Source organism: Streptomyces sp. NBC_00554 (assembly GCF_041431135.1).
Taxonomy (GTDB): Bacteria; Actinomycetota; Actinomycetes; order Streptomycetales; family Streptomycetaceae; genus Streptomyces.
Map to the genome: position 1 here is coordinate 9,258,770 of NZ_CP107799.1, position 18,329 is coordinate 9,277,098.

Genomic DNA, 18,329 nt, shown 5'->3' on the forward strand with positions numbered 1-18,329 from the left:
GTTATTGAGGCCCGGCACCGAGGTTGCAGGCGCTACGACATGTCGCGCATCCTGCTGATCTCGCTCGTCTGCTGCGCGATCACGTCGTCGGCCATTTCCTCGATCCGGATGTTGTTGCCCTGGCCCTTCACATCCGTCGCCATCGTGATCGCCCCGTCGTGATGCGTGATCATCAACTTCAGGAAGAGCTCGTCGAACGCCTTGCCCTTGGCCGCACGCAACTTCTTCAGCTGCGCCTCCGTCGCCATGCCGGGCATCGCCTCGTGGGCGTGCTCCGTGGCGGCGTTCTCGCCGCCGTTCGCTTTCAGCCAGCTCTCCATGGCGGCGATCTCCGGCCCCTGCGCGGCCGTGATCCGCTCGGCAAGCGCCTTCACCGCGCTCGACTCGGCCTGTTTCGGGGCGAGTTGGGTCATCTCCAGCGCCTGCGTGTGATGCTCGATCATCTTCTGCGCGTACGTGATGTCCGCGGAGTTGGGGGTGTCGTCGTCAGTCCGCTGCTTCGCGGCGTCCTCGGCGGAAAGAGTCTCGGCGGCCTCGCCGGGCTTGCCGGGCACGATCACCGAAGGACCGCTGCTCTTGGGGGACTTGGCCTCGGAGCCGGAGTCACACCCTCCCAATGCCAGCACCACGACCGCCAGCGACGCCGTGACCAGGGACGCGTGGGACGGACGGCGGAAGAGCACAGCGACCTCCTGCGGCACACGAATGGACGGACACCTCAAGGGTGTTGATGACCGTCCTAGCACGCTTGCGAACCTGAATGATCAGAAACTTTCATTACGACTGCGTTGCCGTCTGTTGATCTGTGCATGGTGAAGACGATACTGCGGGGTGTGCGTGAACCGTTCAACTGCGAACGGCTACAAGGGAGGAAGCAGTGATCCTGTTGAAAGACCCCCGAACGCGGCACAGACGTCTGGGAGTTGCTCTGACCGCGGCCGGACTCCTGGCCGCGCTGCTCACCGCCGGCCCGGCGGCCGCGACCCCCGACCCCGGGGACAGCCCCGTCGCGCAGGAGAAGGTCTCCCAGAGCGATGCCGCGGCCGCAGAGGCGGCCATAACCGCCGGCGAGATACCCGGGCAGGACGAGATCGTCCACTCGGCCAACATCGAACCCCTCGTGAACATCCCCAAGGAGGCGCTGCCCGGGACCAACTCGGACCTCGCCTTCCAGGGGAAGTACGCCTTCGCCGGCAACTACGACGGCTTCCGCATCTTCGACATCAGCAACCCGAAGGCGCCCAAGACGGTCGCGCAGGTGCTCTGCCCGGGCTCGCAGAACGACATCTCGGTCTCCGGCAACCTGCTCTTCCTCTCCACCGACTCCTCGCGCAGTGACAACTCGTGCGCCAGCACGACGCAGCCCGTGACGGAGAAGTCGTCGTGGGAGGGCATGAAGGTCTTCGACATCACCGACAAGGCGAACCCGAAGTACGTGGCCGCCGTCGAGACCGCCTGCGGCTCGCACACCCACACGCTGGTGCCGGAGAAGAAGAACGTCTACATCTACGTCTCCTCGTACTCGCCGAACGCCACCTACCCCGACTGCCAGCCGCCGCACGACGGCATCTCGGTCATCAAGGTGCCGCGCAACGCCCCCGAGAAGGCGGCAGTGGTGGGCTTCCCCGTCCTCTTCCCCGGTGAGGGACCGGACGGCGGCGGCAACCCGGGCTCGCCCACCAACCCGGGCGTCTCCAAGACCACCGGCTGCCACGACATCACGGTCCTGCCGTCGAAGGACCTGGCCGCGGGCGCCTGCATGGGCGACGGCATCCTCTTCTCCATCAAGGACCCGGAGAACCCCAAGGTCATCGACCAGGTCCAGGACAACGTGAACTTCGCGTTCTGGCACTCGGCGACCTTCAACCAGGACGCCGACAAGGTGGTGTTCACCGATGAGCTGGGCGGCGGTGGCGCGGCCACTTGCAACGCGGACATCGGTCCGAACCGCGGTGCGGACGGCATCTACGACATCGTTGGCAAGGGCGACAAGCGCAAGCTCGTCTTCAAGAGCTACTACAAGATCCCCCGCTACCAGGCCGACACCGAGAACTGTGTCGCCCACAACGGCTCGATCGTCCCCGTCGAGGGCAAGGACATCATGGTCCAGGCCTGGTACCAGGGTGGCGTCTCCGTCTGGGACTTCACCAACTCGGCCAAGCCGAAGGAGATCGCCTACTTCGAGCGCGGTCCCCTGAGCGCCACCACGTTTTCGGTCGGCGGCTCCTGGTCGGCGTACTACTACAACGGTTACATCTACTCGAACGACATCGCCAAGGGCTTCGACGTGCTGAAGCTCAGCGACCGGCGCACGGACCCGGCGAAGCGCGTCAAGCTGCGCGAGCTCAACGTGCAGACGCAGCCGGACTACTTCGACTGACCGTTCAGCCGATCGGGCCGGCCGTCGGACTGAGGACCGGGCTGATCGTCGGTCCGCAGGCCGGTCGCGAAGAAGCGTGACAGGTCCGCGTCGTACGTCCCGCCGGGCACCTCGGTGTCCGGCGGGACACCCTGCTCCCAGTCCAGGCGGTACCGCTTGAACAGCTCGGCCCGCAGCGTCGGGATCGGCATCGGGACGCCCGGCACCAAAGCCGCGTACACCGCGCCCATCAGCAACGCGCGCAGCATCGGATAGTCGGCGGCGGCGTCCGGCGAGCCGTAGCGGGCGACGGTGTCGCCGAGCAGCTGCGCGAGACGCTGCTGATCCGGGCACTGCACGAATCCCTCGGGCTGAAGGATCCCCGCCATGTGCTGGCGCATCAGCACGGGCTGGTCCCGGGCGAGCCCCAGAATCGCGTCGATGGCCCGCGCCATCCGCTCCCGGCCGTCGTCGGTACGCGGCTCGCGCTCCAGAGCCTCCTCCAGCGTGCGGTGCATCAGCCGGTGCACGGCCGACTGCACGAGCTGGCGCTTGCCGGGGAAGTAGTACGACACAAGGCCGCGCGCCGATCCCGCGCGATCCGCGATGTCCCCGAGCGTCGTCGCCTCGTAGCCCCGCTCGCTCACCAGCTCCACCGCCGCCTGCAGGAGCCGCTCCCGGGAACGCCGCCGCAACTCTTCATTGACGTCTCGGCTGCGCGGGGACATTCTGAAACTCCTGCGTTGACTGGCTGTCAGCCAACTATACTCAACGCGTCCGGACCGAGACCCTCAGTGGGCGGCTCCGGGCTGCCGTTCGCCTCGGGTGACGCGGGGGATCATCCGAGGCGGACGCGCGGGGCGGGGGCGGCCTCCTTAGAGTGGGTGGGAGTGCCGAGGAGGCGGATGGACATGGATCAAGACCAGATCCTCGCCAGGATCACGGCGATGGTGGACGACGAACGACGCCTGCGCGAGGCCGTCGCGTCCGGGCAGATCGACAGCTCGACCGAGCACGAACGGCTCGGACAACTGGAGCGCGACCTCGACCAGTGCTGGGACCTGCTGCGCCAGCGGCGTGCGAAGACCGAGTTCGGCGAGAACCCGGATGAGGCCCGCGTCCGCCCTTCCTCGCAGGTCGAGGGCTATCAGAGCTGAGGCGGCGGTTGACGGAGCGGCCGGGAACGAGGCCGCGCCGGGACGTCAGCCGAGCAGGCCGAGGATCGGCCGCAGCCCGTCCGGGCGCTCGGTCACCGGCAGGTGGTCCACGAAGTGCACCGCGCAGCCCAGGGCCGCCGCACCTCCGTCCGCGTGGCGGTCGTCCCCGACCATCAGCGTGTCCTCGGGGGCGATGCCCAGCGCGTCGCAGGCGGTCGCGAACAGTCGCGGATCCGGCTTCTGGATGCCGTGCTCGTACGACAGGACGTACGCGCCGACGTACGGGTCGAGGCCGTGCGCGCGGAAGACGGGCCGCAGATCCCAGCCGATGTTGCTGACCACACCGACCGCGATCCCGCGCTCGCGCAGTGCACCCAGCACCTCTTCCGCGTCGGGGTAGGGCCGCCAGGCGGCCGGGGTCATGTGGCGGTCGTACAGCGTGTCGTGCAGCCCGGGGTCGGGCAGCGCCACGAGTCGGGAGAGCCCGGTGTAGGCGGCCCGATGCAGTTCGGCGCTCTGGTCCCGGATCGCCCACACGTCGGTGAGGTCGTCCGGCACCGGCTGTGCAGGGGAAGCGCCGCCGGGAAGCGCGCCCGCCGACTCCAGTGCCCGGGCCGAGCGGACCAACTCCGTCTCGGGCAAGGGGATGTCGGCCTCCGCGAGCGCCGCCCGCAGCCAGGACTCGGTCGATTCGACGCGGAAGAGCGTTCCGGAGAAGTCGAAGAGCACGCCTTTGATCGTCATGAGGGTGATCCTTCGCGGCGCGGCCCGCACAGGTCAAGGCCGTCCCGAGGCGGGCCACCGCTCGTACGAGGCCACCGCCAGTGCCACCATCAGCGCCCCGAGCAGCCAGCCGCCCACCACGTCCGACGGCCAGTGGACGCCCAGCCAGACACGGGTCAGACCGACGCCCACGACGGAGACCACGGCCAGGGCGAGTGCCGTACGCCGCAGGGCGCGTCCGGCGCCGTACAGGCGGAGCAGCCACAGCAGCAGCCCGCACACCACCGTGGCCGTCATGGCGTGGCCGGAGGGGAAGGCCGCGTAGTGGGCGGAGTCCACGGGGTCGGGCCAGACGGGGCGTTCGCGGCCGATCGCCGACTTCAGCCCCTGCTGCACCACTGTGCCCAGCGCACATGTGACCGCCACCCATAGGGCCAGCCACCATGCGCGGTGCCTCCACATCAGCCAGACCACGGCGGCGGCACCCACAGCACGCATCGTCCAGGGGTCCCACACCCAGTCCGTCAGGATGCGGAACGCATGGGTGAGGCCGGGGTCGTCGACCGCCCAGCGGTGCGTGGTGCGGGCGATGTCGCCGTCGAGGTCGAGCAGCGGATCCCAGGAGAACGCGACCAGCAGGAGAAGCAACAGGGAGGGCAAGGCGAGAGCCGCCGCGGCGAGTGCCGCCTTGTGCGGGCCCGGTGGTTGGGGGTGGGGAGGTGAGTCGACGGGCGGGGAGTGCATACGGTGATCCTCGCCGACGTGCGGGGCCGGAGGCCACCCGGGGACGCGGGCGTCCCTCGCAGCCGTACGCGGCGAGTGCGTGCCCCCGCCCGGCTAGCTCAGCGCCCGCAGCCCCGGTACGAAGGTCACCAGCACCGGGATCACCGGCACCAGCGCGGCCGCCGCCGTCAGCCGCAGGCGCCGCGCGGCCGTGAGCCGGTCCGGGGGAGTGAGGAGCCGGTGGACGCGCTGCGGGACATGGGCCTGCGGGGTGGGGCAGGGGCCGAACACGCCCCGGTCCTCGTTGAGTTCCACCAGGGCGAGCGCGATGGTGAGGCGGCCGAAGCGGCGCGAGGCCATGTCGTCGGCGGAGAGTTCGACCAGGCGGTGCATCTCGTCGCGGAACGCGGCGAACACCGGCACCTGCGGGAATCCGTTCGCCAGCGCGCCCGAGCAGTGCAGCAGCCAGTCGTGCCGTGCCCGAGCGTGCCCCTGCTCATGGGCGAGCACCGCATCCAGCTGACGCCCCTTCAGGCGGCGCAACGCGCCTGTGGTGACGATGAATTGGGGCGCGGCGCCGGGCAGCCACCAGGCATCGGGGCGCACCCCCTCCAGGACCACCAGACGGTCGGCGCCGGGCTCCTCGCCGGGCAACAGCGGGGCGCGCAGAAGGAGTTCGGCGCGGCTCTGCCGACGGCGTGCCCGGGCCCGTACGACCTCGCGGACCAGCATCGCCGCGGTCCATGCGCCACCGCACGCGAGTGCCACGGCGGTTGTCGCGGCCCAGGGGCTCCCGGAGCTCAGCGCGTAGGCGTCCACGACCGAGTGCGGCGCCGGACCGAACACATGGCCCCGTACCACCACCCAGGCGGCGGCCGCGCTCAGTGTCATCGACAGCGCGCAGCACAGCAGTACGGCCGCCACCACGCACTGCCACACCCACAGGGCGACCACCGGTTCGCGGTCCGGCCAGTCCGCCCTGGCGAGCAGTCGCGGAGCGACCACGGCGGCCAGGGCGCCGAGCAGCAACAGTGCCGCGGGGACCATCATGGTCGAAGCCTATGAGCGGGGTGTCGCCGGAGGATACGGCCCGCGAGGGCAAAGTGACGTACGCCACGGTTTCGTTGGGGCCGTTTCCCGTGGTCCGAGATGTGTTGGTCTCAGAGCGTGACCAGCATGGCCAGCATCGCGATCCCCATGGACAGCCGGCACGCCTGCGACAGTTCCGGGCGGTCGGCCCAGCCGACGGTGGCGGTGCCGCCGGCCGCGGTGGCCATGGGCAGGAGGCGCAGGCCGGAGCGCAGCACGTAGCCGGTGAAGTAAAGCAGGAGCACCCCGGTCAGCAGCGGGACCCCCGAGCCGCCATGGGCGTGGTGGCCGGGAGAGGCGGCCATCACCCCCGCCATGTAGACCATCGCGCAGGCGCCCATCAGATGGTGCACATGGTGCGGGCTCGTACGGGCCGCCCACAGGGTGCGTACGGCCGCCGCGCCGAACACGGCCGCGTAGGCGAGCCAGGCCCAGCGCGGTGGCGCGGCCACCGCCGCGGGCACGGCCATCGCGGCCATGCCGAAGCCCATGAGCGCCTCGCCGCCCGCGGCGCGGCGCTGCTCCTCGACGGAACTGCGCATCCGCAGCAGGCAGTAGGCCCCGGTCGCCGCGCACAGCGCGACGAGCAGCCAGCCGGGCGAAGCCGCTCCGTGCATCGTGCACCTCCCCGCTCGACGACATCGGACATCGGGCATGGGCATCGGACAGTCGGTCAGGGCATGCCCGGCCCGGGCGGGGCGCAAGCGAGCGCAAGGGTGTACACGGGGGAGCGTTACGAGCGCACCGCAGGTGGGCCTGCACATCCCGGAAATGATTCACGAGTAAAACACCTGCTAAACTTGTGGTCATGAGTAGTGCAATCCCTGGACCCCCGCGTGTACGTCGTCTTCCGCTGGCCGGTGTGCTGCGTGTCGGCCGCCCCTCCGACATCTGGTTCAAGCCCGCACTCAGCGTCGTCGCCTCGGTCGCTCCGCCGAATCTGACTCTCGCGGCGCTCGGCAGGCTGGACCTGGCGATGTACACGATGGCCGGGTCGCTCTGCGCGCTCTACGCCCACAACCGTCCCTACGCCGCCCGGGCCCGCGCCCTCGCCTGGGTGGTGCTCGGCATGCTCGGCGGTCTCGCCGTCGCCCTGGTCACCGCCTCGCTCACCACCGACGCCGTCGTGCTGGTCACCGTCGGCGCCCTGCTCGCCGCCGTACAGAGGGTGCTCTGCGACGCCACGCGCATCGGTCCGCCCGGGCATCTGATCTTCGCCTTCATCAGCTCCGCGTCCCTGTTCTCGCCGGGGACCCTGGGGCAGGTCCCCGGCCACCTCGCGCTGGCCGCCGCGGGAGGTGCCTGGGCCTGGCTCGTCGGAATGGCCCCGGGGCTCGTCCGCCCGCACGGGCCTGAGCGCCGGGCCACCGCGCACGCGCTGAACGCCGTGGCCGCGTACGCCGGGACGCGGGGCGGCGGAGAAGGGGCCGCCCGTGCCCGTGCCGCCGCGGTCGCCGCCGTGCACGGGGCCTGGGAGGTGCTGCTCGCCACCGGCGCCCGCTCCGCTCCGAGGCGCGCCCTCGAACGGCTCGTCGTACGCGCCGAGATCGCCCTGGCCGCGCCCGCCGCCACGGAGCCCGAGCGGCTGCGCAGCTGGGCCCGCGAACTGCGCGGCAACGGGCCGGTGCCGCGTCCGGGCGACCTCGCTGACGCCGCGGACGAGCTCTTGGGCATGGAGGCCGAACTCGCCTTCGGGAAGCGGTCGTTGCTGCGCCGCCTCGGCCCTCTCGCGCCCATCGCCCTGCGCACCGCACTCGGCTGCGCCCTCGCCGGATACGCCTCGCTCGCGCTCGGTGTCGGCCGCCCGTACTGGGCCCTGGTCACGGCCGCCTCGCTCTACCAGGCCAACGTCACCCTGACCTGGAGCCGGGGTGTGCAGCGCGTCGTCGGCAACCTCGTCGGGGTACTGGTCTTCGCGGCGGTCGTGCCGCTCGCCCACCTCGGGAAGGTGGCCCTCGTGCTGTGCGTCCTCGCCTTCAACTTCGGTGCCGAAGCGCTGATAGGCCGCAACTACTGGCTCGGCAGCATCTGCGTGACCCCCATGGCCCTGCTGATCACCGAGTTCGCACGCTCCCAGCAGCCCGGCGAACTGATCACCGACCGGGTCGTGGACACCCTCGTCGGCGCCCTGATCGGCTTCGTGGCCGCGGTCGCCGTGACCAACCGGCGGGCCGGCGACCGCATCGAGCACGCCCTCTCCGCCGTGGAGCGCGCCCGCGAGCACGCCGCGCGGGTCCTCGCCCGCGACCACCCCGAGCCCGGAGCCCTGGAGTCCGCCCGCCGCGGCCTCGCCGCCACCGTCGTCGACCTCCGCGCCACCGCCGACACGGCCGCCGGCGAATGGTGGCAGCGCGCCTTGCCGGAGGACCGGGTGATGCCGGTCGAGCACGCCGCACACCGTACGCTCGCCGCGACGGTACGACGGCAGGGACTGCACTCCTTGGAGGGCGCACGGGCATGACGGCAGCGGACGGGCGGACGACGGACGGGGACGCCCACACGAGGCGGGCGGAGACGGAGAACGCCGACGTCGGCCGGGCGGGTGACGCGGCCGTCCGCAACGGTCGCACGGAGAATTCGGGCACCGGCACCCGGCGGGCGGGCGCCGAGACTACCTCTGGCGGGCGCACGGAAGCCGGGGATGCCGTCCACGCGCGCGAGGGCAGGATGGACAGCCGGGCCGCGGAAGCGGAGACGCAGCGCGGCCGGGCCGTACAGGCAGCGGGAGCGGGTTCCCCCGGAGCAGGCCCGACCTGGCCCCGGGACACCATGGCGGCGGTGGTGCGGCAGTGGCAGACCGTGCGGCCCGACCTCGACACCGGGCCCATGGAGATCATCGGCCGTATCAACCGGTGTGCCGCGCTCCTTCAGCAGGCGGAGGACGCGCCGCTGCGCCGGGCCGGACTCACCCGCCCCGAGTTCGACGTCCTCGGCACGCTGCGGCGGACCGGGCACGAGCTGACGCCCAGCGAGATCGCCCGGGAGACGTTCTCCTCCGGTGCCGCCGTCACCAAGCGCCTCAAGCAGCTGACCGAGCGAGGCCTGGTCGAGCGGCGCGGTGACACCCGTGACCGCCGGGTCGCGCACGTCCGGCTGACCGACGAGGGGCGCGAACTCGTCGACGGCATCCTCCCGGAACAGCTCGCCTACGAGACGACAGTCCTGTCCGGGACCGACCTCGACCGGCAGCACGAACTGGCCGAACTGCTGGGCGACTTGCTCGGCCAACTTGAGGGCCGGCTGGGCATGCCGCGCGCCTGAGTCCCGCTAGCCCTCCTCGCCCGCCGTATAGACGCCGAACGCAGCTCCCTGTGGATCCCGCACGACGGCGATCCGCCGGCTGGGCGACTGGGACATGGGCTCCATGAGCAGGTGGCCGCCCGCCTGGAGGGCCGCGTCCGCCGTGGCCTCCACGTTCTCGACGGCGAAGTAGGGCAGCCAGTGCGAGGGCACCTCGTGCGGGAACTTCTCGTCCATGGTCACCATGCCGCCGAAGTCGGCGCCGTCGACACCCCACTGCGTGTAGTGCTCGGAGGCGTTCACGGTCCAGCCGAACACCGTCGTGTAGAACTCCGTGACCCGGTCCGGGGCGCGGGTCAGCAGCTCCACCCAGCCGAGGGCGCCCGGAGCGTTGAACAGCCCCGCGCCGGGGAAGGACCGCGCCTGCCACAGCTGGAAGGCGGCGCCGCCCGGGTCGAAGGCGACGGCGAAACGGCCGATGTCGAACACGTCCATCGGGCCGAGGACCACTGTGCCGCCGGCCGCCTGCACCGCTGCCACGGCGGCATCCGCGTCGGCCACGGCGAACGAGACGCTCCAGGCGACCGGCTGCGACTCCTGGTACAGCGGCGACAGGGCGGCGACCGCGGCATCACCGAGGTGCGCCACGGTGTAGCCGCCCGCCTCCTGGCGCGGGTCCGTCTCCGGGCGCCAGCCGAACAGGTCGGCGTAGAAGCGCTTGGCCGCTTCGAGATCGCTGGTCCCCAGCTCCGTCCAGCAGGGTCCGCCGGTCACCGGCCTGTCGAGCTTCATGAGGTTCCTTCCGCAGCGAGTCCCCTGAAAACGCTAGTCCCGGGCCGCTGCGGCGGCCATCCGGGGCCCGGACCCGCGCCAGGGCGGACGCAAGCGCGGCCGAGCAACGCTGGGCTTCAGGGCCGGTAACGCAACGGATGGTCCGCCGGGATCTCCACGACCACGATCTCGGTGCCGTCCGGATCCGCGATCCACATCTCGATCAGCCCCCACGGCTCCTTCACCGGCGGCCGCAGGACCTCGACACCGGCGGCCGCCAGTTCCTCGTACGCCGCCGCCGCGTCCGCGACCTGGAGCCACAGCTTGACCGCGGGGGACGGCGGGGTCTTGGAGCGGCCCGCGACCTCCAGGAAGCCGCCGCCGAGGAAGTAGACGGTGCCGCGTTCGGGTCCCGTACCGAACTCGCGGTAGACGGCGAGCCCCAGCTTCTCGCCGTAGAAGGCACGGGAGCGCTCCGGGTCGGTGGGGCGCAGGAGGGTTCGGCTGCTCAGTACATGCACCATGCAGCCGCAGCCTAGGGGAGGGTTACGCTCGTCGGTGCCTGAGCCGCGCCACGAACGGAGAACCGCTCCATGGACACCACCGCCTCCACCGGACTGACCTTCCGCGATGCCACCGACAGCGATGTGGACGCTCTGGTCGCGCTGATCGAGTCGGCGTACCGCGGGGACTCCAGTCGGGCGGGCTGGACCACGGAGGCCGACATCCTCGAAGGGCAGCGGATCGACCCCGAGGGTGTGCTCGCGGTCATCAAGTCACCGGACAGCCGGCTGCTGACCGTCGAGCGCGACGGTTCGGTCGTCGCCTGCTGCCAGCTCGAACACCGCGGTGACCACGCCTACTTCGGGATGTTCGCGGTCAGCCCCGCGCTCCAGGGTGCGGGCCTCGGCAAGGTGATCATCGCCGAGGCGGAGCGGCACGCGCGCGAGACCTGGGGCGTCGAGGAGATGCACATGACGGTGATCTCCGTACGCGAGGACCTCATCGCCTGGTACGAGCGGCGCGGCTACCGCCGCACGGGAAGGATGACGCCCTTCCCGTACGGCGACGAGCGCTTCGGTGTCCCGCAGCGCGACGACCTGCAGTTCGAGCTGCTGGTCAAGCCGCTCGGATAATCGTTACGGCAGTTGTGCCGATCATCAGGTCACGCGGTGAAGCGGCCGGTGCGCTTGATCTCGGGATAGTCGGTGGTCGCGCCGTCCAGTTGCAGGGCGCGCACCAGCCGCAGCTGGTCCTGGGTGTTCACCACCCAGCCGATGATCCGCAGGTCGGCCTTGCGGGCGTGTTCGACGACCTCCAGGGTCAGCCGGCGGATGTTGAGACAGACGGTCGCGGCGCCGACGTCCACGGCGCGGTCCACGACGTCGGTGCCGTACCGGCTGGCGATCAGCGCGGTGCGGACGCCGGGCACCAGCCGGGTGATCTCGTCGACCGCCTCGTCGTGGAACGAGGACACCTCGACCCGTCCGACCAGGTCCCGCCGGTGCATGACCTCGGCCAGAGCCCGTGCCGCCGCCACGTCCTTGATCTCGGCCTGGATCGGCGTCGGGATGGCGTCAAGCACCTCCTCGAAGACGGGAACGCGCTCACCGCGCCCCGCGTCCAGCGCGCGCAGCTCGCTGAGTGTCTTCTCGGCGATCGGCCCCGACCCGTCGGTCGTACGGTCCACTTCGGCGTCGTGCATGACGACGAGGGCGCCGTCCTTGCTCAGATGCAGATCGAGTTCGATCAGGTCGAGGCCCGCCTGTTGGGCGGCGATGAAGGAACGGAGGGTGTTCTCGGGTTCGACACCCATCACTCCGCGGTGACCGATGGTGAGGAAGTTCAAGACGTGACTCGCTTCCGTCGACGGCGGCTCGGCTCGCGCGTGGTTCCGACGGCGGCGCCCACGCGGCAAGGCCGCAGCCTAATGGCCCTGCCGTGTGATGTACCCGCTCGTACGCGGGCCAAAGGGCCCGTCGGTCAGGGCGGACACGCCTCGCGCCGCCGACCCGGGTCACTCTGCGGTGGGCGAGTCCCGGCGGGGGTTGACCCGGAGCGACGTCCTCACGCCGCCTCGTGGTCCGTAGCCGAAGTGATCGTCCTTACGGTTTCCGGCAGGAAAAAGAGCGGTGAAGGAGGGGGTGCGCAGGATAATGTCCCGAGTTCCCACTTGTGGGAAGGAACTCCGAACGCATACGGTGTTCATACGCGAGGTTCTCCTGTGGAGGGTGGGACATGACGGAAATTCTTGTGCGGGTAGGTGCGGAGGGACAGGTTCCTCCCGTGGCCAGGGTGGTGGATCATCCGGCATGGCCCGTCCTCAAGGATGCCGTGGAGGAGATCCGGCCGTGGCAGGCCAAGGACGGCTCCATCGACTTCGACGCCGAGGGCGCGCCGGACACCTCCGACGCCGATCTGGCCGTACGCCGTGCCGTGGACGCGATCGAGCGGCTCGCCCCGCTGCTGCCCCACGACGCCGCCTATCACGAGGCGCTCGTGAAGGACCTGCGCCGCTGGGCCGACGGGGGCTTCAAGGTGCCCGACTTCCTCGACTCGCTGCTGGCCTTCCAGCCCGCCGCGCACCGCGAGGACGGCCTCCAGCACCTGGTCGTCTTCCCGATGTACACACAGAACGGCAACCCCGACCGCAACTTCGAAGCGGTCGTGCTGCGCATGGTGTGGCCGGACTGGCTGGCCGAGCTGGAGCGCACCCGCTACGACAACCCGCTGTTCTGCGGTATCACCTTCGAGGACTTCACCGCCGGATACGACACCAACTCGGCCGTCCTCTTCCCGGAGACCATCGCGGTGCGCGAGGCACCCGAGCGCTTCTCCTGGGGCGGCATCTTCTGCGACCGCGAGGCCGCCCGCTTCCGCGCCGTCACCGAAGCCGCCGTGGACACCCTCGGTCTGGAACTGCCTGAGGACATCGCCGCGATGGTCGACGACCAGGAGCGCTGCGAGCAGGCCTTCGTGCTCTGGGACATGGTCCACGACCGCACCCACAGCCATGGCGACCTGCCCTTCGACCCGTTCATGATCAAGCAGCGCCAGCCGTTCTGGATGTACGGCCTGGAGGAGCTGCGCTGCGACCTCACCGCCTTCAAGGAGGCCGTGAAACTGGAGGCCGACGGCTTCCCGCAGGGCCGCGACGTGCAGTACGCGGTGCTCTTCGACCGGATGTTCCGCTTCCCGGTCACCGGCGAGCGCGTCCGCAACTACGACGGCCTCGGCGGCCAGCTGCTCTTCGCCTACCTGCACAAGCACGACGTCGTCCGCTGGACCGACAACAAGCTGCACATCGACTGGCAGCGCGCCCCGCAGGTCACCAACGAGCTGTGCGCCGAGATCGAGGACCTCTACCGGGCCGGCATCGACCGCCCCAAGCTCGTCCACTGGTTCAAGGCCTACGAGCTGGTCGCCACCTACCTCGCCCCGCACCCGGGCTCCCGCTGGGCCAAGGGCCCGGACGCCCTGGACCTCACCCTGCCTCCGCGAAAGCTCGTGGACGACGTGCTTCCGGACGAGTTTCCCCTGAGCATGTTCTATGAGGCGCTCGCCAAGAAGCTGAAGCATGTGATCGCCTCCACCAAGGGCATCACAGCGGCGAGCGCCGAGCGGGCCGCCGCGTGAGCGCCCGTGCCCAGCACGCTCAGGAGGCGAGGACCATGTCCGACGGGAATGGCAACGGAGCACTGAGCGGAGCGGTGATCGCGGTCGCGGGCGCCGGAGGCCCCGCGGGCCGCGCGACGCTGCTGCGGCTCGCCGAGGCGGGCGCGACGGTCGTCGGCTCGGACAACGACCCCGAGCGTCTCGCGGAGGCCGTGGACGCGGCCCGCTACGCCTACGGAGGCGCCACCGTCGTCGGCGACACGGTCGACCTGCTCGACCTGGACTCGACCCACGACTGGGCCACCCGCATCGAGAAGGACTTCGGTCGCGTCGACGGCCTGGTCCACCTCGTCGGCGGCTGGCGCGGCAGCGAGACCTTCACCAAGACGGTTCTCGACGACTGGGACCTGCTCGAACTGCTGCTCATCCGCACCGTGCAGCACACCTCCCTCGCTTTCCACGAGGCGCTGCAGCGCAGCGAGCGGGGCCGGTACGTCCTGACCAGCGCCGCCGGTGCGAGCAAGCCCACCGCGGGCAACGCGGCCTATGCCGCGGCCAAGGCCGCCGCCGAGGCCTGGACGCTGGCCATGGCCGACTACTTCCGCAAGGCCGGGGGCGAGCAGGGGCCGACCTCCGCTGCTGCCATCCTGGTCGTCAAGGCACTGGTGCACGACGCGATGCGCGCCGAGCGCCCGAACGCGAAGTTCGCGGGCTTCACGGACGTCAAGGAGCTGGCCGACGCCATCGCCGGCGTCTGGGACAAGCCCGCCGGTGAAGTGAACGGAAAACGTCTGTGGCTGACCGAGAAGCCGTGAACCCTCCCAGGACCGACGCCCGGCGTCACCACGACCCGGCCGTCCGTGGATTCGCCAGCGACAATTACGCGGGGGCCCACCCCGAGGTGCTCGCCGCCCTGGCCCTGGCCAACGGCGGGCACCAGGTCGCGTACGGCGAGGACGACTACACGGCCAACCTCCAGTCGGTCATCCGCAGCCACTTCGGTGCCACGGCGGAGGCCTTCCCGGTCTTCAACGGCACCGGCGCGAACGTGGTCGCGCTGCAGGCCGTCACCGACCGCTGGGGCGCGGTGATCTGCGCGGAGAGCGCGCACATCAACGTCGACGAGGGCGGCGCCCCCGAGCGCATGGGCGGTCTCAAGCTGCTCACGGTGCCCACCCCCGACGGCAAGCTCACCCCCGAGCTGATCGACCGGCAGGCGTACGGCTGGGACGACGAGCACCGCGCGATGCCGCAGGTCGTCTCGATCACCCAGAGCACCGAACTGGGCACTCTCTACACGCCCGAGGAGATCCGCGCGATCTGCGACCACGCACACGCGCACGGGATGAAGGTGCACCTGGACGGGTCCCGGATATCCAACGCGGCCGCCTCCCTTGACGTCCCGATGCGGACGTTCACCAACGCGGTCGGCGTCGACATCCTCTCCCTGGGCGGGACGAAGAACGGCGCGCTGTTCGGCGAGGCCGTCGTCGTCCTCAACCCTGACGCCGTCAGCCACATGAAGCACCTGCGCAAGCTGTCGATGCAGCTCGCCTCCAAGATGCGTTTCGTCTCCGTGCAGTTGGAGGCGCTGCTCGCCAAGGACCTGTGGCTGCGCAACGCCCGGCACTCCAACGAGATGGCTCAGCGGCTGGCCGAGGGCGTGCGCGCGGTGCACGGCGTGGAGATCCTCTACCCGGTGCAGGCCAACGCGGTTTTCGCGCGCCTCCCGCACGACGTGAGCGAGCGCCTGCAGAAGCGCTACCGCTTCTACTTCTGGGACGAGAGCGCGGGTGACGTCCGCTGGATGTGCGCCTTCGACACGACCGAGGACGACGTCGACGGTTTCGTGGCGGCGCTCAAGGAGGAGATGGCGCACTAGCGAGCCGACACGGTGTGCATAGATATACGGTTGACCGATAAGTCATTGACTCTCGGTCGGCCGTATTCCTATGCTCTGCGACCATGGAGCTGATCCAGGAAACCCCTGACCTGTCCGCCTACTTGGCCGCCGACGAGGCCATCGACCACCATCATCCGCTGGTACGGGAGACGGCCGCGCGGCTCGCGAAGGGTGCGGCCGACTCGTATGACTATGCGCGGGCGGCCTATGAATTCGTGCGCGACACCATTCCGCACTCGCAGGACGCCGGTGATCCGCGCGTCACCTGGCGCGCCTCCGACGTCCTGGAGCAGCGCACCGGCATCTGCCACGCCAAGGCGCACGCGCTGACCGCGCTGCTGCGGGCGGAGGACATCCCCACCGCCCTGTGCTACCAGTCGCTGGCGCACGACGACGGTGGCGGGCATGTCGTGCACGGCCTGGTCGCCGTCCGGTTCAACGGGGCCTGGCATCGGCAGGACTGCCGCGGGAACAAGCCCGGCGTCGACGCGCGGTTCTCGCTCGACGGCGAGCGCCTCGCCTGGATCCCGAACCCGGAGTCCAATGAGATGGACTATCTAGTACTGTACGCTGAACCCCACCCGGCCGTTCTGCGCGCACTCAAAGCCGCCCCCGACCGGCCGCACCTGTGGAAGAGGCTCCCCACCGCACTCTGAGGCCAGGCAGACGATGACTCTCACGCTCACCGTGTCCGACGAGGTGCGCGCCCTCGCGCCCGGATTCACGCACGTCGCCATCGAGGCGTACGGACTCGTCAACGGGCCCAGTACCGAAGGGACTTCGGCGCTCCTGGACGACGCGGCCCGCCGTCTGGCCGTACGACTGGACGGTCGCGCTCCGCACGAGGACCCGCACATGGCGGCCTGGCGGGAGACCTACACGGCGTTCGGCTCCAAGCCCTCGCGGACCCGCAACTCGGCGGAAGCGCTGGCCAAACGGGCCCTCTCGGACGCCGGACTGCCCCGGATCAACGTGCTCGTCGACGTCTACAACGCCATCAGCGTCGCCCACCTGATCCCCGTCGGCGGCGAGGACACCGACCACATCCAGGGCGGGATGCGCCTCGTACGCGCCACGGGTGAGGAGGACTTCGTGACCGTCGCGGGCGGCGAGGAGGCCGTCGAACACCCCGACGCGGGCGAGGTGGTGTGGCGCGACGACGCGGGTGTGACCTGCCGCCGCTGGAACTGGCGCCAGGGGCCGCGCACGCGGCTCACGGAGGAATCGGCCTCCGCGGTCTTCCTGCTGGAGAGCCTGGCGCCGATGCCGGTCGCCGACGTCGAGCGGGCGGGAGCCGAACTCGCCGAACTCCTGGAGAAGTTCAGCCCCGGGGCGCGGATCACCGTCCACGCCCCGGAGTGACGATTCAGCGTGCCTCGGCCGCCTTCACCTCTTCGGGGGTCGGCGCTGTGCCGCCGAGGTGCGCGGGCATCCACCATGTGTCGTCCGGACCCTTGGGCCGCACGGGATAGGCGCGCTGCGCGGCTTCGAGGAGCTCCTGTACCTGGTCGCGCAGCCGCCGGGTGATCGCCCCCGCGTACTGGTCCTTCGGGGCCTCGACCGGCTCGCCGACCCGGATGGTGATCGGGATGTGGCTGCGCTTGAAGTTGCGCGGGCGGCCCTTGGTCCACAGGCGCTGGGTGCCCCACACGGCCATCGGGATCAGCGGGACGCCGGCCTCCTGGGCCATGCGTGCCGCACCCGACTTGAAGCTCTTCAGCGTGAACGACTGCGAGATGGTGGCCTCGGGGAAGACACCGATGATCTCGCCGGCGCGCAGCGACTCCAGCGCGTGGGCATAGGCCGTCTCGCCCTGCTTCCGGTCCACCGGGATGTGCTTCATGCCCCGCATCAGCGGACCGGAGATCTTGTGCCGGAACACCGATTCCTTCGCCATGAAGCGGACGAGGCGCTTCTGCGGCAGGGCGGCCAGACCGTCGAAGATGAAGTCCAGATAGCCGATGTGGTTACTGACCAGCACGGCGCCGCCCGAGCGCGGAATGTTCTCCGATCCCTTGCAGTCGATCTTGAGGTCCCAGGCCTTGAACAACGTTTGGGCGAGACCGACGACGGGACGGTAGACAAGCTCTGCCATGGACGGGGTGGACCCTTCTCTCTGCCGGGGAAGGGTTCTCCCGGCGGGGAAGTTACGCAGCCGTAGGTTTACGGCATTGCGCAGATCGTGCCCCAAGAACGGACGAGTGACCAGTCCTAGTGCCTTCGGGCAGCGAGATCCTCGTCACGTCGACCCCTTGATCCACCTCGGAGTTTTAACTCGCCTTTACTCCGCGCGTACCGTGACCCGACGCACGAGCAGGTACATCTCACACCCGAGGCAGTACCCGAACGCGGCATTGAGAAACGCCGCCGCGAGCGCGCAAGCGGTTGCCGCCGTCCCCAGCCACTCCGGTCCCACCGCGTAGCCGACGAGTCCCACGACCGCGAAGGCGAGCCCGACCGCCTGCGCGAACCGCGGCGGCTCCGGCGCCTCGAACTCGGTCGGCGGCCCGATCCGGGGACGTACCGCCTTGCGGAACAGCCAGCCGTAGGGTGAGCGCCCCACGCCGCCCGCCGCGCCCAGCGCGAACGCCAGCGTCTGCCAGGCCAGCAGCCAGGCGCTGCCGGTGATCAGCACGACCGCCAGTACGACGGTCGTCACGGCCGCGCCGAACCGCGGCCCCCTCACATCGATGTCCATGAATCAAGCATTCCGCACTCATCGGCTTTTGTGAGGCGGGGAATCTTTGCG

The 18,329-nt window shown here is 70.4% G+C and carries 21 protein-coding genes; 10 read left to right on the plus strand and 11 right to left on the minus strand.

Going from position 1 to position 18,329, the window contains the following annotated elements:
* Window positions 1-32: 32 nt before the first annotated feature.
* A complete protein-coding gene (locus tag OG266_RS41075) occupies window positions 33-683 on the minus strand; it encodes a DUF305 domain-containing protein (protein WP_371552002.1) in 651 nt (216 codons plus the stop codon).
* A 194-nt stretch (window positions 684-877) separates the two neighbouring features.
* Between OG266_RS41075 and OG266_RS41080 the strand changes: the two genes are divergently transcribed.
* Complete coding sequence (locus OG266_RS41080) at window positions 878-2,380, plus strand: LVIVD repeat-containing protein (RefSeq protein ID WP_371552003.1); 1,503 nt, start codon at window positions 878-880, stop codon at window positions 2,378-2,380.
* Here OG266_RS41080 and OG266_RS41085 read toward each other — a convergent pair.
* Window positions 2,368-3,087 (minus strand): TetR/AcrR family transcriptional regulator, encoded by a 720-nt coding sequence (locus tag OG266_RS41085; RefSeq protein ID WP_371552004.1) that lies wholly within the window; start codon window positions 3,085-3,087, stop codon window positions 2,368-2,370. The two genes, OG266_RS41080 and OG266_RS41085, sit on opposite strands and share 13 nt — an antisense overlap.
* A gap of 183 nt (window positions 3,088-3,270) precedes the next feature.
* On the opposite strand from OG266_RS41085, the gene OG266_RS41090 reads away from it, so the two are divergent.
* Window positions 3,271-3,516, plus strand: coding sequence for a DUF2630 family protein (locus OG266_RS41090; RefSeq protein WP_266469493.1), 246 nt, complete (start codon window positions 3,271-3,273; stop codon window positions 3,514-3,516).
* 45 nt (window positions 3,517-3,561) lie between these two features.
* Here the strand turns inward: OG266_RS41090 and OG266_RS41095 are convergent, their stop codons facing one another.
* From OG266_RS41095 to OG266_RS41110, 4 genes are all read right to left on the minus strand, one after another.
* A complete protein-coding gene (locus tag OG266_RS41095; protein ID WP_371552005.1) occupies window positions 3,562-4,260 on the minus strand; it encodes an HAD family hydrolase in 699 nt (232 codons plus the stop codon).
* A 33-nt stretch (window positions 4,261-4,293) separates the two neighbouring features.
* Window positions 4,294-4,983, minus strand: a complete 690-nt coding sequence (locus OG266_RS41100; RefSeq protein WP_266469497.1) for a phosphatase PAP2 family protein — start codon at window positions 4,981-4,983, stop codon at window positions 4,294-4,296.
* 93 nt (window positions 4,984-5,076) lie between these two features.
* Window positions 5,077-6,012 carry a M56 family metallopeptidase gene (locus tag OG266_RS41105; RefSeq protein ID WP_266469499.1) on the minus strand — a complete coding sequence of 312 codons (936 nt, stop codon included), beginning with the start codon at window positions 6,010-6,012 and terminating at the stop codon, window positions 5,077-5,079.
* 110 nt (window positions 6,013-6,122) lie between these two features.
* Window positions 6,123-6,668: a DUF5134 domain-containing protein gene (locus OG266_RS41110; RefSeq protein ID WP_266469501.1), complete on the minus strand. Its 546-nt coding sequence runs from the start codon at window positions 6,666-6,668 to the stop codon at window positions 6,123-6,125.
* Window positions 6,669-6,859: 191 nt separating this feature from the next.
* Between OG266_RS41110 and OG266_RS41115 the strand changes: the two genes are divergently transcribed.
* The gene (locus tag OG266_RS41115) at window positions 6,860-8,512 is read left to right on the plus strand and encodes an FUSC family protein (RefSeq protein ID WP_371552006.1); all 1,653 of its coding nucleotides are present in this window, start codon (window positions 6,860-6,862) and stop codon (window positions 8,510-8,512) included.
* Between the two features lie 308 nt (window positions 8,513-8,820).
* On the plus strand, window positions 8,821-9,312 hold the full coding sequence (locus tag OG266_RS41120; RefSeq protein WP_329550328.1) for a MarR family transcriptional regulator: 492 nt from the start codon (window positions 8,821-8,823) through the stop codon (window positions 9,310-9,312).
* Between the two features lie 6 nt (window positions 9,313-9,318).
* On the opposite strand, the gene OG266_RS41125 is transcribed toward OG266_RS41120, so the two are convergent.
* Window positions 9,319-10,083 carry a VOC family protein gene (locus OG266_RS41125; protein ID WP_266469506.1) on the minus strand — a complete coding sequence of 255 codons (765 nt, stop codon included), beginning with the start codon at window positions 10,081-10,083 and terminating at the stop codon, window positions 9,319-9,321.
* 116 nt (window positions 10,084-10,199) lie between these two features.
* Complete coding sequence (locus OG266_RS41130) at window positions 10,200-10,586, minus strand: VOC family protein (protein WP_371552007.1); 387 nt, start codon at window positions 10,584-10,586, stop codon at window positions 10,200-10,202.
* A gap of 69 nt (window positions 10,587-10,655) precedes the next feature.
* On the opposite strand from OG266_RS41130, the gene OG266_RS41135 reads away from it, so the two are divergent.
* Window positions 10,656-11,198, plus strand: a complete 543-nt coding sequence (locus tag OG266_RS41135; protein ID WP_266469510.1) for a GNAT family N-acetyltransferase — start codon at window positions 10,656-10,658, stop codon at window positions 11,196-11,198.
* 29 nt (window positions 11,199-11,227) lie between these two features.
* Here the strand turns inward: OG266_RS41135 and OG266_RS41140 are convergent, their stop codons facing one another.
* Window positions 11,228-11,911: a glycerophosphodiester phosphodiesterase gene (locus tag OG266_RS41140; RefSeq protein ID WP_371552008.1), complete on the minus strand. Its 684-nt coding sequence runs from the start codon at window positions 11,909-11,911 to the stop codon at window positions 11,228-11,230.
* A 389-nt stretch (window positions 11,912-12,300) separates the two neighbouring features.
* Here OG266_RS41140 and OG266_RS41145 point away from each other — a divergent pair, with 389 nt between their 5' ends.
* The 5 genes from OG266_RS41145 (at window position 12,301) to OG266_RS41165 (ending at window position 16,942) form a co-directional block, all read left to right on the plus strand.
* Window positions 12,301-13,698 carry a DUF6421 family protein gene (locus OG266_RS41145; protein ID WP_266469514.1) on the plus strand — a complete coding sequence of 466 codons (1,398 nt, stop codon included), beginning with the start codon at window positions 12,301-12,303 and terminating at the stop codon, window positions 13,696-13,698.
* 35 nt (window positions 13,699-13,733) lie between these two features.
* On the plus strand, window positions 13,734-14,492 hold the full coding sequence (locus OG266_RS41150; RefSeq protein ID WP_266469517.1) for an SDR family NAD(P)-dependent oxidoreductase: 759 nt from the start codon (window positions 13,734-13,736) through the stop codon (window positions 14,490-14,492).
* The gene (locus tag OG266_RS41155; protein WP_266469518.1) at window positions 14,489-15,559 is read left to right on the plus strand and encodes a low specificity L-threonine aldolase; all 1,071 of its coding nucleotides are present in this window, start codon (window positions 14,489-14,491) and stop codon (window positions 15,557-15,559) included. The genes OG266_RS41150 and OG266_RS41155 overlap by 4 nt, the downstream gene beginning before the upstream one ends.
* A gap of 83 nt (window positions 15,560-15,642) precedes the next feature.
* On the plus strand, window positions 15,643-16,236 hold the full coding sequence (locus OG266_RS41160; RefSeq protein ID WP_371552009.1) for a transglutaminase family protein: 594 nt from the start codon (window positions 15,643-15,645) through the stop codon (window positions 16,234-16,236).
* Window positions 16,237-16,249: 13 nt separating this feature from the next.
* Window positions 16,250-16,942 carry a B3/4 domain-containing protein gene (locus OG266_RS41165; protein ID WP_371552010.1) on the plus strand — a complete coding sequence of 231 codons (693 nt, stop codon included), beginning with the start codon at window positions 16,250-16,252 and terminating at the stop codon, window positions 16,940-16,942.
* Window positions 16,943-16,946: 4 nt separating this feature from the next.
* Here OG266_RS41165 and OG266_RS41170 read toward each other — a convergent pair whose 3' ends face one another.
* On the minus strand, window positions 16,947-17,675 hold the full coding sequence (locus OG266_RS41170) for a 1-acyl-sn-glycerol-3-phosphate acyltransferase (protein ID WP_266469525.1): 729 nt from the start codon (window positions 17,673-17,675) through the stop codon (window positions 16,947-16,949).
* 186 nt (window positions 17,676-17,861) lie between these two features.
* The gene (locus tag OG266_RS41175) at window positions 17,862-18,278 is read right to left on the minus strand and encodes a DUF4395 domain-containing protein (protein ID WP_266469528.1); all 417 of its coding nucleotides are present in this window, start codon (window positions 18,276-18,278) and stop codon (window positions 17,862-17,864) included.
* Window positions 18,279-18,329 lie beyond the last annotated feature (51 nt).

What these genes read in the sequence shown, in the direction of transcription:
- OG266_RS41175 (WP_266469528.1), bottom strand. Translation starts at nt 18,278, where the DNA reads ATGGACATCGATGTGAGGGGGCCGCGGTTCGGCGCGGCCGTGACGACC.
- OG266_RS41090 (WP_266469493.1), top strand. Translation starts at nt 3,271, where the DNA reads ATGGATCAAGACCAGATCCTCGCCAGGATCACGGCGATGGTGGACGAC.
- OG266_RS41150 (WP_266469517.1), top strand. Translation starts at nt 13,734, where the DNA reads ATGTCCGACGGGAATGGCAACGGAGCACTGAGCGGAGCGGTGATCGCG.
- OG266_RS41170 (WP_266469525.1), bottom strand. Translation starts at nt 17,675, where the DNA reads ATGGCAGAGCTTGTCTACCGTCCCGTCGTCGGTCTCGCCCAAACGTTG.
- OG266_RS41085 (WP_371552004.1), bottom strand. Translation starts at nt 3,087, where the DNA reads ATGTCCCCGCGCAGCCGAGACGTCAATGAAGAGTTGCGGCGGCGTTCC.
- OG266_RS41105 (WP_266469499.1), bottom strand. Translation starts at nt 6,012, where the DNA reads ATGATGGTCCCCGCGGCACTGTTGCTGCTCGGCGCCCTGGCCGCCGTG.
- OG266_RS41095 (WP_371552005.1), bottom strand. Translation starts at nt 4,260, where the DNA reads ATGACGATCAAAGGCGTGCTCTTCGACTTCTCCGGAACGCTCTTCCGC.
- OG266_RS41145 (WP_266469514.1), top strand. Translation starts at nt 12,301, where the DNA reads ATGACGGAAATTCTTGTGCGGGTAGGTGCGGAGGGACAGGTTCCTCCC.
- OG266_RS41120 (WP_329550328.1), top strand. Translation starts at nt 8,821, where the DNA reads ATGGCGGCGGTGGTGCGGCAGTGGCAGACCGTGCGGCCCGACCTCGAC.
- OG266_RS41165 (WP_371552010.1), top strand. Translation starts at nt 16,250, where the DNA reads ATGACTCTCACGCTCACCGTGTCCGACGAGGTGCGCGCCCTCGCGCCC.
- OG266_RS41125 (WP_266469506.1), bottom strand. Translation starts at nt 10,083, where the DNA reads ATGAAGCTCGACAGGCCGGTGACCGGCGGACCCTGCTGGACGGAGCTG.
- OG266_RS41115 (WP_371552006.1), top strand. Translation starts at nt 6,860, where the DNA reads ATGAGTAGTGCAATCCCTGGACCCCCGCGTGTACGTCGTCTTCCGCTG.
- OG266_RS41110 (WP_266469501.1), bottom strand. Translation starts at nt 6,668, where the DNA reads ATGCACGGAGCGGCTTCGCCCGGCTGGCTGCTCGTCGCGCTGTGCGCG.
- OG266_RS41100 (WP_266469497.1), bottom strand. Translation starts at nt 4,983, where the DNA reads ATGCACTCCCCGCCCGTCGACTCACCTCCCCACCCCCAACCACCGGGC.
- OG266_RS41130 (WP_371552007.1), bottom strand. Translation starts at nt 10,586, where the DNA reads ATGGTGCATGTACTGAGCAGCCGAACCCTCCTGCGCCCCACCGACCCG.
- OG266_RS41135 (WP_266469510.1), top strand. Translation starts at nt 10,656, where the DNA reads ATGGACACCACCGCCTCCACCGGACTGACCTTCCGCGATGCCACCGAC.
- OG266_RS41160 (WP_371552009.1), top strand. Translation starts at nt 15,643, where the DNA reads ATGGAGCTGATCCAGGAAACCCCTGACCTGTCCGCCTACTTGGCCGCC.